Source organism: Streptomyces sp. NPDC055815, assembly GCF_053616475.1.
Genome location: NZ_JBSHDU010000043.1, coordinates 57,962 through 73,285 on the forward strand (window position 1 = coordinate 57,962; position 15,324 = coordinate 73,285).

Here is a 15,324-nt window from a genome sequence, read left to right on the forward strand (position 1 = left end):
GAGGCCACGACCGAGAGGGAAGCCGTGATGGACGGAATCGTGCTGCTCCGCGAGGACCACAAGACGGTGGAGAAGCTGTTCAAGGGTTTCGAGCGGGCGGGAGACGACGATCTCCAGCGGAAACGCGAGCTCGCGGACGAGGTCATCAGGGAGCTCACCACGCACGCCTGGATCGAGGAGAAGGTCTTCTACCCGGCGGCCCGTGAAGCCGCCCCCGACACGAAGGATCACGTCCTGGAGAGTGTCGAGGAACACCATGCCGTGCTGTGGATGCTCTCGGAGCTGGACGGTCTCGATGCCGCGGACGAGCGGTTCGACGCGAAGATGACCGTCCTCATGGAGAACGTGCGCCACCACGTCGAGGAAGAGGAACAGGACTGGTTCCCCGAGGTGCGCAAGGCGATGGGGCGCAAGCAACTGCTCGCACTCGGCGACCGCATGGAAGCGGCACGGAAGGACGCGCCGGAGAGCCCCCTCGACGTGCCGAGCGCCGACGAGTAGGCCGTTTCGGACACCCCGGTGGTGGCAAGTCGCGGGACATGATGCACATCGGGTACACGATGATGACCGAGCAGGCAGGCCCCCGTGAGCTGGTCGGACACGTGGTCGAGGCGGAACGGGTCGGATTCGACTTCTCCGTGATCTCGGACCACTCCTTCCCCTGGCTGACCTCCCAGGGACACGCTCCGTACGCGTGGAGCGTCCTGGGAGCTGCGGCACAGGCGACCTCCGGCATTCCGCTCATGACCTTCGTGACCTGCCCGACCTTCCGCTACCACCCGGTGGTGATCGCCCAGAAGGCCGCGACCCTCCAGCTCCTCTCCGAAGGCAGGTTCCGGCTCGGCCTCGGCTCGGGTGAGAACCTCAACGAACACGTCGTCGGCCGGGGCTGGCCCTCGGCACGCGTCCGCCTGGCCATGCTGGACGAGGCCGCCGAGATCATCCGCGCCCTGTTCACGGGGGAGTACGTGACCCGGCACGGCCGCCACTTCCAGGTCGACGACGCCAGACTCTGGGACGTCCCCGACACGCCACCGCCCCTCGGCATCGCCGTGTCCGGCCCCCGCTCCTGCGCGCTCGCCGGACGCCACGCCGACCTGGTGATCACCACGGAGCCGAAACGTGAGCTCATCGACGCCTTCGACGCCCAGGGCGGTGCGGGGAAACCCCGGATGGGACAACTGCCCGTCTGTTACGACACCGACCGGGACGCGGCCACGGCCCGCGCCCACGAACAGTTCCGGTGGGCGCTGGGCGGCTGGCGCCTCAACGCCGAGCTCCCGCTCCCGGCGGGGTTCGACCAGGCCTCCGCGCACACCCGGCCCGAGGACGTGGCGAAGAGCATCCCCTGCGGGGACGACGTGGACGCCGTCCTCGACGCCGCCCGCCCCTTCGCCGAGGCCGGCTTCACCGACCTCGCCCTCGTCCAGATCGGCGGCGCCCACCAACTGCCCTTCCTCCACTGGGCGGATACGACCCTGCTGCCCGCCCTCCGCGACCTGTAGGAGCCCGACGTGGACCGCGCCGCACTCTTCGACATCGACGGAACCCTCGTCGACTCCAACCACCTGCACGTCGTCGCCTGGTGGGAGGCCTTCCGGCAGAACGGCCACCACGTGCCGACCCACGCCGTGCACCGCGCCATCGGCCTGCCCGGCGAGCAGCTCATCGACCACCTGCTCGGCGGGGACCGCGACCGGTTGGACGACGACCGGCTCGGCGCCGCGCACGACACCCTCTACAGCACCTTCTTCGAACGCCTCCAGGCCTTCGACCGGGCCGGCGACCTGCTGCGGACGCTCGCGGACGACGGCTGGCAGGTCGTCCTGGTCACCTCGGCCAAGGACCGGGAGCTCGCCGCGCTGCGCCGCGCCGTCGACGCCGACGAGGCCCTCACGGACACCGCCACGGCCGACGACGTCGAGGAGGGCAAGCCCGCCCCCGACCCAATCGAACACGCCCTCTCGCTCGTCGGCGTGCCCGCCGGCCGGGCCGTGTTCGTCGGCGACAGCGTCTGGGACATGAAGGCCGCGCGGCACGCCCGGGTGGCCCGCGCCGGTCTGCTGTGCGGCGGCATCCCGCGCGCCGACCTCGTCGATGCGGGCGCCGCCGCCGTGTACGACGACCCGGCGGACCTTCTCACCCATCTGCACTCCAGCCCCTTCACGACCGTCGGGAGATGAACGACATGACCGGAGCGAGCAACCCGGATCCCGATCCCCGCCGGATTCCCGGAGTCGATTCCGGCGGAGGCTTCCCCGGCGGTGGGACACCGCCCGCCGAGTCCGGGACGGGCACGGCCACCGGACCCCACCGGCCGCCCCGCCGCGGTTGGGCGGCCGGCCCGCTCCTCGTCCTGTGGCTGCTGGTCGTCGCGTGCGCCCTGTTCTTCCTCGTGTACGCGATCGTCCTGGCCACCGGCTGAATCGGAGCGGGACGAGGACGCGCTGCCGCACGCGGGCGCCGCCACGGCGTCGAGGCGCCGAGGTGTAGAGGGGTGGCCTTCATGGCCTTCACCCGGGCAGGCGCAGCACCGCGCGTTCGACCGCGCCCCGCGTCGCCGGGTGACCGAAGCGGCCCTCCTCGCCCAGGCGTTCCAGCGCCGAGGCGATCGTGACGCCGTCCTCGAAGCGGTCGACGACGAGCGGGTCGATGTACGAGGCCCGGCAGACCGCGGGCGTGTTGCCGAGGTAGTCGCTGACCTCCCGGACCGCCCGCCGTTCCGCCTTCGACCGCGCGGTGCGCGAGTCGTCCGCCACCGGCGAGGAGACCGCGAGAGCGACGGCGGCGAGGACCGTGGCGTGCCACGTCCTGAAGTCCTTCGCCGTGATGTCGCTCCCCGCGTGCTCCCGCAGGTACGCGTTGAGGTCCTCCGCGTGGACGTCGTGCCAGGCCCGGCCCTCCCAGTACGCGAACAGCCGGTCGCCCCCGCCCCGCCGCCGCAGCAGCGCGTGGACCACTCCGTACGCCGGCTCGTCGACGAGGGCCCTGGTCTGCCGGCGGCCCGACTTCGCCGGGTAGCCGAGGCAGACCTCCCCGCGCGCGCAGTGGGCGTGCTCGCGCAGCAGGGTGGTGAGGCCGTACGAGGCGTTGTCGCGCCGGTACTGCTCGCCGCCGACGCGGAAGAAACCGAGGTCGAGGAGGCGCACCGCGCAGGCGATCACCCGCTCCCGGCAGAGCCCGCGCCGGTCCAGATCGTGCGCGACCGCCCGGCGCAGGCGGGGCAGGCTGCGGGCGACCTGCCGCACGTGCTCGTGTTTCGCCTCTTCCTGCCGCCGCCGGAAGTCCTCGTGGTAGAGGTACTGCCTGCGGCCGGCCGCGTCCGTGCCGACGGCCTGGATGTGGCCGTTGGGCCAGGGGCAGACCCAGACGTCCCGCCACGCCGGAGGAATCACCAGGGCGACGACTCGGGCCCGGTCCTCCGTGCCCAGGGGTGCGTCGTCCGCGTCCAGGTAGCGGAAACCCCGGCCGTGGCGGACCCGCCGCCAGCCCGGCCGGTCGGGATCGCTGGTCCTGAGCCGCACCCTTCCACTGTGCTGCCGTACGGTGCCTCCTGCCCTCCCGTGACCGCTGTGTCGTGGCCACGGCGGACCGTACGGACGTTTGCGGAGGCGTCCCCCGGGCAACCGCACGTCGCACGACGGGACGGCGGGGTGATGCTCCGGTCCGCGCTCTGCTGGTACGTCACCCCGTACCGCCTTCGGCGCGAGGCACTTTCACGGCCCGAGGACGGAGGAGCACGATGAGCGGCGACGAGAGCGAGTACCGGATAGCCCGATTCAGGGACCGGCTCGCGCGCGAGGACGTGGCCGAGCTCGGCGTGCGCGTCGAGGCGCGGGGCGCGGCGGTCCTCCTGACGGGCACCCTCCCGACTGCCGGCCGCCGCGACGAGATCCTCCGGATCGCCGACGCGGAGCTGGCCGGCATCCCGGTCCACGCGGACCTGCTGATCGCGTGCGCCGACCCTCCCGACCGGCCCGAGGAACTGTCGTGACCTCCCACGGCGACAGGAACGGGGCCGTCGTCCGCGTGGCGGCCGTCGGCGACATCCATCTGAGCCCGGACTGCCGGGGCCTCCTGCGGCCGTCCTTCGAGACGCTGCCGCTCTGCGCGGACCTGCTCCTCCTCGCCGGCGACCTCACGAGGCACGGCACCGTCCCGGAGGCGGAGGTGGTCGCCGGGGAGGTCCGCGACCTCGGCGTCCCCGTGGTCGCCGTGCTCGGCAACCACGACTACCACTCCGAGCGCGAGGCCGACGTCACCCGCGTGCTCACCGACGCCGGAGTCTCGGTCCTGGAGGGGGACCGGGTGGTCCTGCCGGTGGCCGGCGGCAAGGTCGGCGTCGCCGGGGCGAAGGGCTTCTGCGGCGGATTCGCGGGCCGCAGCGCCGGGGAGTTCGGCGAACGCGAGATGAAGGACTTCGTCCGCAGCGCCCGCCGCGGCGCCGAAGGACTCCACCGGGCCCTGGTCGAGGTGTCCGCGGACGGCTGCGGGGCCAGGATCGCCCTGACCCACTTCGCCCCCGTCCCCGACACGCTCGCGGGCGAACCGGTCGAGATCTATCCCTTTCTGGGAAGCTACCTCCTCGCGGAGGCCATCGACGGCGCGGGCGCCGACCTCGCCGTACACGGCCACGCCCACCTCGGCACCGAGCACGGCATGACGGCGGGCGGGGTACGGGTACGGAACGTGGCCCAGCCGGTCATCGGCAGGGCCTTCGCGCTGTACCACCTCCCGCTCGCCGGGTCGGGGATCGGGGACTAGGCCGGGTGTCCGGGCGAGAGGTCTGCGACGTCGCTGAACCGGAGCAGGGGCGAGCTGTCGCGGCCGGGCGGACTCTGTGTGACGGGTGCCAGCAGGAAGCCGACATGGTCTCCACCGTCGACGAGCTTCTCGATCCGGCCCACGATCCAGGCGCAGGAGTCGTCCAGTACCGGCGCCCCGCCCTCCCCGGGCTGCCACGCCACGGGGCCCAACTTGTCGACGGCGTCGCCGGTCTGCCCTCCGAACCAGTCGGCGACCTGCTTCTGGTCGCGGCGGAGAGTGTGGACGGCGAGGTGGGAAGCGTGGCGTGCGATGCGGTAGGTGTGGTTGGCGGTGGAGAGCCACACGACGAATCGCGGCGGGTCGATCGAGCACTGCGACGCGAAGCCCACCAGGCAGCCGCCCCGCTCACCCTCGGCCGTCGCCGTCACGACGTACATCGGGTGGTCGAGCACGTCGGTGAAGCTGTCAAGGCCCACCACGGTCAGCTCCTCGGGTCTGGCGGTGACGTGAGAGTGCCCGGCTTCCGGCCTGCTAATCGCCGCGTTCTGCCGCCCTGGGGGGAAAGCCCGCTCCGGCGTAGGCTCGGATCATGGACGGAAGGGGATGGTGCGGATGTGTCGCTGGCTCGCGTACTCGGGTTCGCCCCTGCTGCTCGACGCGGTGCTCTACCGCCCGGAGCACTCACTGATCAACCAGAGCCTCCACGCGCGGATGGGCGTCGAGTCGACCAACGGCGACGGTTTCGGAGTCGGCTGGTACAGCCCGGACGGCGACGGAACGCCGGCGGTCTTCCGCGATGTCGGTCCGGCGTGGAACAACCGCAACCTGCGCGAGCTCGCCGCCCACGTCCGCTCCAGCCTGTTCTTCGCCCATGTCCGCGCCTCGACCGGTTCCGCGGTCCAGCAGACGAACTGCCATCCGTTCCGCCACGGCCGCTGGCTCTGGATGCACAACGGGGCCATCGCGGACTTCCCCCGCTTGCAGCGCGACCTCTGCATGGCCGTCGATCCGGTGCTCTTCCCCTTCATGGAAGGGTCGACGGACTCCGAGGTGATGTTCTACCTGGCCGTCACCTTCGGTCTCGACCAGGACGTTCCCGGAGCGGTGGCCGGCATGGTGGGCCTGATCGAGCGGGTCGGCAAGGAACACGGCGTAGCGAATCCGCTGCAGATGACGGTGGCCGTGAGCGACGGCGAGCGCGTATGGGCCTTCCGCTACTCCAGCGAGGGAAAGTCCCGCTCGCTCTTCTACAGCAGCAGGGCCGAGACCGTCCGCCATCTGTACCCGGAGCTGGACTACCTGAGGGAGATCTCCGACGAGACCCGCATCGTGGTCTCCGAGCCCTTGGGTGACCTGCCCGGTGTGTGGAACGAACTGCCCGAGGCCAGCTACACGGCGATACCCGCCGGCCTGGACGCCGATTACCTCGCGTTCTCCCCGAGATTTCCCTGACGGTGACGACCTGAGATTCCGTGACGACGGTTCGTACTCCGACGCCGGCGCGCACGTGGAGACCGTGCGCGCCTCTGCGCGGGCCGGATTCGACGAGGTATACGTCGGGCAGATCGGCCCCGACCAGGAGACGTTCTTCGACGCCCACCGGGAGCGGGTCCTGCCGGTCCTGCAAGGCTGAGCCGCGCCGGCCGACCGTCAGGCTTCCTTCCGGAAGACGAGTACCTCGGTGGAGGCGAAGCCCATCGGGGCCAGGAAGCCGGCCTCCAGGCCGCAGCCCAGACTCGCGAAGAGGTCCACGCACGCCTGGCGGGGCATCGCGGCCGGGTAGGAGTCGTGCCCGGCGCCGCCCTGGGTGGCCCAGGCGCGCATCGTGGCCGGGTCCAGGCAGGTCTCCGTCATGACGTCGAAGACGATCCGCCCACCGGGTCGCGTGACGCGGGCCATCTCGAAGAAATAGCGGGAGGCGTTGAGGAAGGTCACGGTGTTGAAGACCTTGTGGGCCTGAACGAGGTCGACGCTCGCGTCGGGTGTCGGGGCGAGACTGCAGTCGGCCGTCGGCCGCGCGAGCACCTTGAACGTGTCCACCAGGTAGTCGGCCCAGGGCGCAGCCGTCTCGTAGATCTCGTAGCGGCCGGGTGAACACTCCTTCAGTGTCTTCTCCAGGTACCGGCCCGACCCGGGGCCGATCTCCAGCACCGTCTCCGGAGCGGCGGCGAAGACGCCGAGGGCCCGCAGCTCGTCCACGGTGAACTGGGTGGCGCCGGGGGTGCCGTTCATGACCTCGTCGATGTAGTCGCCGACCGAGAGCCCGGCTGCCCGTGCGGCCCGCATGGCTGCCTCGAAGGGGATGAAGTCGTCCACCCCGCCCCGGTTGTTGGTGCTGCGCACGATGTCGAATCCGGCGCGTCCCAGGAGCCGCTTGATCCCCGACCTCAACATTGCTGCTCCCCTTGAGTCGGCATGATGCGACCATCATGACCGAAGCGGCATCGGAACTCGGGGTGAATGCGGCAATCCGGAGGCGGGGAAGGGGATTCGCGCGATCCACCGAGGACCGGGGCGACGACGATCAGGGCGTCGACGATCAGGGCGTCGACGATCAGGGCGTCGACGATCAGGACGAGGCGTCCCACGGCTGGTCAGTACGATGGGCGGCGTGGTCGAGCGGAACAGCGGCGGGGCGGATCCGGCTCCGCGCAGGAGAGGGCAGGGCGAGCTGGAGGCCCAGGTCCTGGGCGCCCTGCGCGCCGCCGCCGAGCCCGTGCCCGTGGCGTGGGTGCAGGAACGCCTCGGTGGCGGCCTCGCGTACACCACCGTCATCACGATCCTGACCCGGCTGCACGCGAAGGGCGCGGTCACCAGGGAACGCGTCGGGCGGTCCTTCGTGTGGACGGCCGTCGCGGACGAGGCCGGTCTCGCCGCGCTGCGGATGCGGAAGGTGCTCGACGCGGAGGCGGACCGGGAGGCGGTGCTCGCGAGCTTCGTGACCGCGCTGTCGCCGAACGACGAGCGTCTGCTGCGTGAACTCCTCGCCGAGGTCTCCGAGGAGGCCCCCGAGGAGGGGGAAGACTGACCGCCATGGGGGTTTTCGTCTTCCTGCCGCTGGTTCTCCCGCTCACCGCCTGGCCGGTCGCCCGCCTCGCGGAGCAGCGTCTGCATCCGCGCACCGCGACCCGGCTGCTCGTCGCGGTGGCCGCCGTCCTCGCCGTGTGCAGCACCCTGTGCCTGGGGCTCCTCGTGATCGTGGGGACGGCCCAACTGCCGGGCAACCCGCTGCCCGACGGGTGGTCGGACCCCGAGGTGCGCGCGGCCGTCCCGTACGACGAGATCGCCGGCCGGGCGGCCATTCCCGCGCTGCTCGCGGTGCTCGTCTCCTGCGCCTGGACGGCCCGGCGCCATGTGCGGGTGCGCCGGCGCGCGGAGGCGGCGCTGGCCGGGCTGCCGACGCGATCCGTCGCGGTGCTGCCCGACGCCGATCCCTACGCGTACGCGCTGCCCGGCCGTCATGCCAGGGTGGTGGCCAGCACGGGCATGCTGGCCGGCCTGAGCTCCGCCGAGCGCAGGGCGCTCTTCGCCCATGAGCGCGCCCATCTGAACGGCCGTCACCACCGTCATCTGCTGGCGGTACACCTCGCGGCCCGGGCGAACCCGTTCCTGCGCCCGCTGCGCACGGCCGTGACGTACACCGCCGAGCGGTGGGCGGACGAGGAGGCGGCCGCCGCCGTCGGCAGTCGTCGTACCGTCGCCCGAGCCATCGGCAAGGCGGCCCTCACCTCCCGGGGGCCGCTCGCGGCCACGCTGCCCGCGCTCGCCGCGACCGGCCCCGTGCCCCGCCGGGTGGCGGCGCTCCTGAAGCCGGCCCCGGCGGGCCGTGCGTGGCCGTCGGTCTTCACCGCCGTCGGTGTGGCCGCCTGGGGTGCCGCGGTGGGTACGGCCGTGTCGGCGCTGTCCTCCGCGAACTCGGCCGTCACGCTCGTCCTCATCCTGCGCGCGGCCACCCCGATGTAGCGGGAGTTCGGAACGCGCGGGCCCCGTAGGGGACTTCTAGAGGTCGAACTCGTGGGGCGGCAGGTCGAGGGTGAAGCACGCCTCCCTCACGACGGCCTGCTCGGTCTTGTCGAAGTCGCCGTCGGCGCCGCCGATCACGATGCCGATCTGGACGACGGCGCGGGCCTCGGCCGGCTTCTTCTTCGCCTTGGCGATCTCCTGGAGCACGCTCACCTTGCCGAAGTCGAAGTCGGCGGTGAGCTTGTCGAGGTTGGCGTCGAAGCGGCGCTGGAGGTCGATCGCGTCGAAGTTCTGCAGGACTTCGTTGCTCGCGATGAGCTGGGCGACGCGGCGGCGTTCGGCGGGGTCGACGGTGCCGTCGGCGGCGGCGACGAGCGCGCACATGGCCATGCTCGCGTCGCGGAACGCGCCGCTCTTCAGGTCGTTCTTCTTCGCCACCAGCTGGGTCTGCATCGTCGATGCGGACTCCTTGATGCGGTCCCACAGGGCCATGCTGAGCACTCCAGACGTCGAGCGATCCGTTACTTCTACGTTCTTGTAGAACGTATCAGTGGGGCGGGAGGTTCCCGCCGATTCCACCTCCGGCGGGCCGCGCCCGAGACCGCCCCGGCCGACGCGTCCCCGGACACGCTTCGAGCAGCCGGGCGAGCACTGCTCCGAGTGGCGCTCCCCGGTGGTGGACGACTGTCCCTCGGCCGAGGCTGGCCTTCGCGGTGGCCGCCACCGGACCCATGCAGGCGTTCGGGGTCATGCGGAGCCGCGCAGCATCGTCGTCGGTCTCGGCGCGGCCGAGGTCATCACAGAGACGGGATCACATGACCGAACAGGGCATCAGAGCAGGCTGCCTGCCGTTCGCTCGCGGGAGCGGCAGGTCCGTACGAAGGCGGGCACGGAGACCGTACGCGCCACGGCGCTCCCGGCGCTCGCCCGGCGGTGTGGCGTTCGTCGCGGCCGGTCTGGCCTTCCTCGGCGCGGTCGCTCCGACACCGAGCGGTGCCGCCGCACCCCTCCTCGCCGACCCTCATCCGGGCGGTCCGGCACGGTTCGTACCCGGCCCCTGCCCGGACACGCCCGATCCGGTCCCAGGCCACTGCGGCCTCCTGGAGGTGCCCGAGACCCGGGGCCACCGCGGCGGACGGACCATCAAGCTCACCGTCGCCATCGTTCCGGCCGCATCGTCGAGGCCGGCCCAGGACCCGGTGGTCTTCATGGAGGGAGGCCCCGGCGGCGAGGCGATCAGCGCCATCCCCTTCCTGGTCGACTCCGGCGTGAACCGGGACCGCGACCTGATCGTCATGACCCAGCGCGGCGCGCTCCACTCACAGCCGAACCTCGCCTGCCCGGAGATCGACCGGTTCAACGCGGCCGCCGTGGGGCTGCCGCACGACGCGCCCTCCACCGGGCGCGGCCTGGTCCGCGCGGCGAAGCAGTGCCGGGACCGGCTGACGGCCGAAGGAATCCGGCTCAGCAGCTACAACACCACGGAGAACGCCGCTGACTTCGCCGACCTGCGCAAGGCGCTCGGCATCAGGAAGTGGAACGTCTACGGCTACTCCTACGGCACCGACCTGGCCCTCACCTACCTGCGCCGGCACCCCCAGGGCATCCGCTCCGTGGCGATCGACTCGGTCACGCCCCCGCAGATCGTGAGCCTGCCCTGGACCTGGGACAGCGCCCAGGAGGGGATCAACGCGATCTTCGCGGCCTGCGAGGCCCAGCCCGCCTGCAAGAGCCGCTACCCGAACCTCTCGCGCACGCTGACCGAGCAGGTCCGGCGCCTGGAGGCGAACCCCCTGCGGCTGACCGTGCAGCCGCAAGGGGGCGGAGCCCCGGTGAAGGTCGTCCTCGACGGCGGCACGCTGGTCAACCTGCTGGTCGCCGACGGCCGCGGGATGCCGGCCGTGAACGTCCCCGCCGCGCTCGACGAACTCGCCCACGGAAACCCGGAGCGTTTCGCGCAGGCCCAGGCCGCGGGCGCGACGCCGGCCATCGGAGAGATCGCCCACGGTCTGACGCATTCGGTGGCGTGCAGCGAGTGGGTACCGGGCTTCTCGAAGTCGGACGTCCTCGCAGCCGGGCGCCGGGCGTTCCCGGGATTCCCGGACACGGTCCTGGCCCAGGCACCGCAGCTTCCCTTCGAGTACGACCTGTGCCGTGCCTGGGACGTCCCGGACCGCACCGCGATCCAGCGGGTCGCCACGTACAGCGACGTGCCGACGCTGATCGTCTCCGGCACCTTCGACGCGAAGACGGGGGCGAGCTGGGGGGCGTACACCGGCCGCACGCTGTCCCGCTCCACCGCCGTGCGGATTCCCGGGATCGGCCACTTCGTGGTCCCGCAGTCGCCCTGCGCACAGCGCGTCCTGGCTTCCTTCCTCAGCCGTCCGACCGCGCCCGACACCGGCTGCGTGGCAGGACTCGCGCCGGCACCGTTCACCATCACCCCGGAACTGGAGACCCGATGATGTCCCTCAGACCACCCCGACACCGGCGCCCCGCGCGCCGGCTCCCGGCCGCACTGGCCGGAGCCACGGCCGGAGCCCTCGTCGTCGGCCTGGCCGCGATGCCCGCCCGAGCCGACTCCGGCTCCGGAGCCCCGATCGGCACGGTCGCCCGGACGACGGGCGGCGCCCACTTCGAACCCGGCCCCTGCCCGACGCCGGCGGACCCGGTCCCGGACCTGGAGCGCGCCCGCTGTGGAACGCTCACCGTCCCCGAGAACCGCTCCCACCGGAAGTTCCGAAGGATCACCCTCGCGGTCGCGATCATCCCCGCGATCACCAGCAGACCGGCACCCGACCCGATCGTGTGGCTCGCCGGCGGGCCCGGCGACGACTCGGTCGGCGAGATCCCGATGGCGGTCGCCGGCGGCCTCAACCGCGACCGCGACGTCATCTTCATGTCCCAGCGCGGGACCTACACGGCCGACCCGCGGCTCACCTGCCCGAACGTCGACCAGTTCGCCGCCGACTCCCTCGGTCTCGTCTTCGGCGCGCCGTCCACCGGGCGACTGCACGTGGCGGAGACGCGGAAGTGCCGGGACAGGGTGGTGAGCCGCGGGGCCGACCCCAGCGCCTACTACGGCCCCGAGAGCGCCGCCGACTACGACGACCTGCGCAAGGCGCTCGGCATCAAGAAGTGGAACGTGTTCGGCATCTCCTACGGGACCAACCTGGCGCTCCACTACATGCGCCTGCACCCGAAGGGCATCCGGTCCGTCGGCATCGACGGCGTCCTGCCGCCCGCCCTGGCCGGCGGCGCCGTGACCTGGAAGGCCGCACGAGAGGGCTACGACGGCCTGTTCAAGGCCTGCGCCGACCAGCCCGACTGCAACACCCGCTATCCGAACCTCAAGGCCACCTTCGAGCGCCTCGTCAGCCAGGTCGAGGCCCATCCGATCACCACCACCGTCACCGTCCCGGGCCACCCGCAGCCGGTGAAGGTCGTGCTCGACGGCGGAGTCCTGGTGAACTGGCTGGCCTCCGCCACCCATGTGGCGGCCGGAGTACCCCGCTCCATCGACGAGCTGGCCCACGGCAACCCGCAGCGGGTCGCCGAGCAGTGGGCGGGCGGCAAGCTCAGCCCGCAGGCCATCGGGAGGACCTCGCACGGGCTCGCCTACGGCATCTTCTGCCGGGAGTGGACCCCGTACGAGAGCGAGGTCGACATCGTCCGGGCGGGGCGGCGCCTGTTCCCGACGTTCCCGCGCTCGGTCCTCGTCAACGCCCCGTTCCTCACCTGGCTCCACCCGGACTGCCGCGCCTGGGACGTCCCCCCGGCGGACCCCTCCGTCCGGCAGCGGACCTACAGCGACATCCCGACCTTCGTCGTGTCCGGCGGCTTCGACGCCCAGACCGCGCCGAGCAGCGGGCCGTACGCCGCGAGCACCCTCAGCCGGTCGATCGCCGTCACGGTGCCCTACGTGGCCCACGTGACCTTCGCCGACTCGAAGTGCTCGCAGACGATGACCGTCTCGTTCTTCGACCGTCCGGACGCGCCGGACCTGGGATGCCTCGCGGGGCTCCAGCCGCCGAAGTTCGAACTCGCGCCCTGAGCCGTCCTATAAGGCCTGTCTGACAATCCCTAGGGCCGGCGGGTGCCGTCCGGCCCGAGGGCCCTGTGGACGCCGGTGATCACCACGGCGATCAGACAGAGCGCGATGATCGTCTCGGCCCACAGGAAGGCGAACCAGTCCAGCACGCAGCCGATCGGCGGAGTCCCGGGGGCCGTGTTGCGGAACGCCGAGAGCGCGAACAGCGTGGCGGCCATCCAGGCGAGGGCCGGCCAGACCAGGCCCTCGCCACGGGTGCCCAGGTACCAGGCTGCGATCAGTACGGACGCCGCCAGCGCCCACATCACCATCATCATGAACACCGCGAACACCAGCAGGCTGCTCGATCTGACCACCCGCAGCCCCACGACCGCCTCCTGCGGGGAGGACGTGGGGGTCGCGGAGAAAGAGAAGAGCGTGTCGTTGTTGGAGAACAGCACCCGCACCGGCACCGGCTCACCACCCAGCACCGCCCAGAACTCGACATCGGTCTCGTACGCGTCGAACGGATAGTCGCTGATCGACCCGCCCGTGATCGCGACCTGCACGTCCCTGGTCGAGAGCCGCTCGTGCGCCTTGAACGCCAGGTCGCCGAGGGTCGCCGCGGAGGTCTGGAGGAGGAGATCGGCCACCGGCGCGGTCCCGTCCTCCTCGCCGAGGGACCCGCGCGGGATGACACGGACCCGGAGGACCAGCTCCCGGGCCGCGGCGTCGACGCGCTGGACGGTGGCCTCCACGTCCACGCGGTCGGCGGCTTCGGAGCCGACCGTGTGGACCGTGTCGAGTGCCTGCCGCTCGGAGAACTGCAGCCACGACCCCACGGCCACCGCCACCACGATCAGGACCGCGATGGGGATCAGGATCGGAAGGAGGATCGACACCCCGGAACGGGGCGGGCGAGGTGAATCCGACGGTGGGGCCATGGTGACTCCGACGAGCTGGGGGAACGACTCTTCTCCGAGACGCGGGGCGGTGGCCGCAGTGCGATCCTCGTCGACCGGGCCGGCGAACCCGGGCATCCCGGCGGGTGTGTCGGCGCCGACCGGACTTCCGATACGGGGGCGGGGCCGCCGTCGCCCATCGCGAGGACATTTCCGGCGACCCGGAGGAGCATCTAATGCTGTGGGGCCGGTACGGCGCGCCACGCCGCCGGTGGGCAGGAGACGGCGGGCCGGAGACGGCGCACCTCGGTCGGCCGCGAGGAGGAGGCCATGATCGTCGACTGTGCACACTACCGGGACGGGCGCCGCCAGCACGAGGGCGCGATGGCACTGGAGCAGGCGGCCGCGCACTGCAGGCAGGGCGGCTTCGTCTGGCTCGGCGTCTTCGAACCGGGCCCCGAGGAACTGAGACGGGTCCGCGAGGTCTTCGGACTGCACGAGCTCGCCGTCGAGGACGCCCGGACCTTCCACCTGCGGCCGAAGGCGGAGCAGTACGAGGACGGCACGGAGCTGATCATCCTGCGCACGGCACGCTACGACGACGAGCGCGAGGAGATCGACACCGGAGAGATCAGCATCTTCCTCGCCGAACACTTCGTGATCACCGTGCGCCAGGGCATCGCGAGCGAGCTGCACGAGGCCCGGAGCCGGCTCGAAAGCCGCCCCGAGCTGCTGAAGACCGGCAGCGCCTCCACGCTGTGGGCCATCTTCGACCAGGTGGTCGACAGCTACGCGCCGGTCGTCGAGGAGCTGGAGCGCGACATCGAGCAGATCGAGGCCACCGTGTTCTCCGGGGCGGTCGCCCCGACCGAGAGGATCTACTTCCTGCGCCGCGAGGCGACGGACTTCTACCGCGCCGTGCACCCGCTCCTCGCCGTCCTCGGCCGGCGCCTGCAGCCCGGCAAGTCACCGCCCGCGCTCCAGCCGTACATCCGCGACGTGCACGACCACCTGCTGCTGGTCAACGAGGAGGTCGCCGCACAGCGCGACCTGCTGACCACCGTCCTGGAGGCGAACATCGCGGTGATCTCCGTCGAGCAGAACAAGATCAACCTCCGGCAGAGTGCCACGATGGAGCGGCTCACCATCCTCGCGAGCGTGTTCCTCCCGCTGTCCTTCGTGGTCGGCTTCTTCGGCCAGAACTTCGACTGGCTGGTCAGCCACATCGACGGCTTCACGACCTTCCTCGTCCTCACCCTCGTCGGCATGCTGCTGCCCTGCCTGATGCTCTACGTCTGGCTCCGCCGACGCCGCAGGCACCCGCCACCGCCGGTGGCGGCGCCGACCGACACACCTCCGTCCCGCGGAGCATGACGTCCCCCTTCGGGGGTAACCGCCAGGCAACCGGTACCCCGCCACGGTCGGTACCCGTATCCGGGAGGCAGTTTCCATGGGCAAGCTCAAGGGCAAGGCCGATCAGGTCAAGGGCAAGACGAAGGAAGAAATCGGCTCGATGACCGACGACAAGAGCATGGAAATGAAGGGAAAGGCACAGAAGGTCAAGGGACGGGTCGAGGAATCCGCGGCGGACGCGGGCGCACGGATGCGGAGGATGGGCGAGAAGAAGAAGTGACCGGCACGCGGCAGCGGGCGCGGCACGCA

The 15,324-nt window shown here is 71.6% G+C and carries 19 protein-coding genes; 13 read left to right on the forward strand and 6 right to left on the reverse strand.

The window, feature by feature from the left end; translation table 11 throughout:
- Positions 1-27 precede the first annotated feature (27 nt).
- From ACWGN5_RS25610 to ACWGN5_RS25625, 4 genes are read left to right on the forward strand one after another with little or no spacing between them, the layout of a single operon-like run.
- A complete protein-coding gene (locus ACWGN5_RS25610) occupies positions 28-501 on the forward strand; it encodes a hemerythrin domain-containing protein (protein WP_453519169.1) in 474 nt (157 codons plus the stop codon).
- A 38-nt stretch (positions 502-539) separates the two neighbouring features.
- Positions 540-1,505 (forward strand): LLM class F420-dependent oxidoreductase, encoded by a 966-nt coding sequence (locus ACWGN5_RS25615; protein WP_453519171.1) that lies wholly within the window; start codon positions 540-542, stop codon positions 1,503-1,505.
- A gap of 9 nt (positions 1,506-1,514) precedes the next feature.
- On the forward strand, positions 1,515-2,183 hold the full coding sequence (locus tag ACWGN5_RS25620) for an HAD family hydrolase (protein WP_453519173.1): 669 nt from the start codon (positions 1,515-1,517) through the stop codon (positions 2,181-2,183).
- On the forward strand, positions 2,180-2,425 hold the full coding sequence (locus ACWGN5_RS25625; protein ID WP_453519175.1) for a DUF6480 family protein: 246 nt from the start codon (positions 2,180-2,182) through the stop codon (positions 2,423-2,425). Before ACWGN5_RS25620 ends, ACWGN5_RS25625 begins: the two co-directional genes overlap by 4 nt.
- 88 nt (positions 2,426-2,513) lie before the next feature.
- On the opposite strand, the gene ACWGN5_RS25630 is transcribed toward ACWGN5_RS25625, so the two are convergent.
- Positions 2,514-3,524, reverse strand: coding sequence for a DNA topoisomerase IB (locus tag ACWGN5_RS25630; RefSeq protein WP_453519178.1), 1,011 nt, complete (start codon positions 3,522-3,524; stop codon positions 2,514-2,516).
- A gap of 218 nt (positions 3,525-3,742) precedes the next feature.
- Here ACWGN5_RS25630 and ACWGN5_RS25635 point away from each other — a divergent pair, with 218 nt between their 5' ends.
- Positions 3,743-3,994, forward strand: a complete 252-nt coding sequence (locus ACWGN5_RS25635; RefSeq protein ID WP_453519181.1) for a hypothetical protein — start codon at positions 3,743-3,745, stop codon at positions 3,992-3,994.
- Positions 3,991-4,764 (forward strand): metallophosphoesterase family protein, encoded by a 774-nt coding sequence (locus ACWGN5_RS25640; RefSeq protein WP_453519184.1) that lies wholly within the window; start codon positions 3,991-3,993, stop codon positions 4,762-4,764. Before ACWGN5_RS25635 ends, ACWGN5_RS25640 begins: the two co-directional genes overlap by 4 nt.
- Here the strand turns inward: ACWGN5_RS25640 and ACWGN5_RS25645 are convergent.
- Positions 4,761-5,246, reverse strand: a complete 486-nt coding sequence (locus ACWGN5_RS25645) for a flavin reductase family protein (protein ID WP_453519186.1) — start codon at positions 5,244-5,246, stop codon at positions 4,761-4,763. The two genes, ACWGN5_RS25640 and ACWGN5_RS25645, sit on opposite strands and share 4 nt — an antisense overlap.
- 133 nt (positions 5,247-5,379) lie before the next feature.
- Here ACWGN5_RS25645 and ACWGN5_RS25650 point away from each other — a divergent pair, with 133 nt between their 5' ends.
- Positions 5,380-6,219 carry a class II glutamine amidotransferase gene (locus ACWGN5_RS25650; RefSeq protein WP_453519210.1) on the forward strand — a complete coding sequence of 280 codons (840 nt, stop codon included), beginning with the start codon at positions 5,380-5,382 and terminating at the stop codon, positions 6,217-6,219.
- Positions 6,220-6,417: 198 nt separating this feature from the next.
- Here the strand turns inward: ACWGN5_RS25650 and ACWGN5_RS25655 are convergent, their stop codons facing one another.
- Positions 6,418-7,161 (reverse strand): class I SAM-dependent methyltransferase, encoded by a 744-nt coding sequence (locus ACWGN5_RS25655; protein ID WP_453519189.1) that lies wholly within the window; start codon positions 7,159-7,161, stop codon positions 6,418-6,420.
- Positions 7,155-7,355 (reverse strand): hypothetical protein, encoded by a 201-nt coding sequence (locus ACWGN5_RS25660; RefSeq protein WP_453519191.1) that lies wholly within the window; start codon positions 7,353-7,355, stop codon positions 7,155-7,157. Before ACWGN5_RS25660 ends, ACWGN5_RS25655 begins: the two co-directional genes overlap by 7 nt.
- A gap of 14 nt (positions 7,356-7,369) precedes the next feature.
- Between ACWGN5_RS25660 and ACWGN5_RS25665 the strand changes: the two genes are divergently transcribed.
- Together ACWGN5_RS25665 and ACWGN5_RS25670 are read left to right on the forward strand one after the other, a co-directional pair.
- Positions 7,370-7,795 carry a BlaI/MecI/CopY family transcriptional regulator gene (locus tag ACWGN5_RS25665; RefSeq protein WP_453519194.1) on the forward strand — a complete coding sequence of 142 codons (426 nt, stop codon included), beginning with the start codon at positions 7,370-7,372 and terminating at the stop codon, positions 7,793-7,795.
- Between the two features lie 5 nt (positions 7,796-7,800).
- A complete protein-coding gene (locus ACWGN5_RS25670; RefSeq protein WP_453519197.1) occupies positions 7,801-8,730 on the forward strand; it encodes a M56 family metallopeptidase in 930 nt (309 codons plus the stop codon).
- Positions 8,731-8,766: 36 nt separating this feature from the next.
- Here the strand turns inward: ACWGN5_RS25670 and ACWGN5_RS25675 are convergent, their stop codons facing one another.
- The gene (locus ACWGN5_RS25675; protein WP_453519199.1) at positions 8,767-9,222 is read right to left on the reverse strand and encodes a tellurite resistance TerB family protein; all 456 of its coding nucleotides are present in this window, start codon (positions 9,220-9,222) and stop codon (positions 8,767-8,769) included.
- A 614-nt stretch (positions 9,223-9,836) separates the two neighbouring features.
- Between ACWGN5_RS25675 and ACWGN5_RS25680 the strand changes: the two genes are divergently transcribed.
- Positions 9,837-11,195 carry an alpha/beta fold hydrolase gene (locus ACWGN5_RS25680; protein ID WP_453519212.1) on the forward strand — a complete coding sequence of 453 codons (1,359 nt, stop codon included), beginning with the start codon at positions 9,837-9,839 and terminating at the stop codon, positions 11,193-11,195.
- Positions 11,195-12,784, forward strand: a complete 1,590-nt coding sequence (locus ACWGN5_RS25685; RefSeq protein WP_453519200.1) for an alpha/beta fold hydrolase — start codon at positions 11,195-11,197, stop codon at positions 12,782-12,784. The genes ACWGN5_RS25680 and ACWGN5_RS25685 overlap by 1 nt, the downstream gene beginning before the upstream one ends.
- 29 nt (positions 12,785-12,813) lie before the next feature.
- Here ACWGN5_RS25685 and ACWGN5_RS25690 read toward each other — a convergent pair whose 3' ends face one another.
- On the reverse strand, positions 12,814-13,704 hold the full coding sequence (locus tag ACWGN5_RS25690; RefSeq protein ID WP_453519202.1) for a DUF4436 family protein: 891 nt from the start codon (positions 13,702-13,704) through the stop codon (positions 12,814-12,816).
- 288 nt (positions 13,705-13,992) lie between these two features.
- Between ACWGN5_RS25690 and ACWGN5_RS25695 the strand changes: the two genes are divergently transcribed.
- Together ACWGN5_RS25695 and ACWGN5_RS25700 are read left to right on the forward strand one after the other, a co-directional pair.
- Positions 13,993-15,036, forward strand: a complete 1,044-nt coding sequence (locus ACWGN5_RS25695) for a magnesium and cobalt transport protein CorA (protein ID WP_453519205.1) — start codon at positions 13,993-13,995, stop codon at positions 15,034-15,036.
- Positions 15,037-15,112: 76 nt separating this feature from the next.
- On the forward strand, positions 15,113-15,295 hold the full coding sequence (locus ACWGN5_RS25700) for a CsbD family protein (RefSeq protein ID WP_453519206.1): 183 nt from the start codon (positions 15,113-15,115) through the stop codon (positions 15,293-15,295).
- The last annotated feature ends 29 nt before the right edge of the window (positions 15,296-15,324 follow it).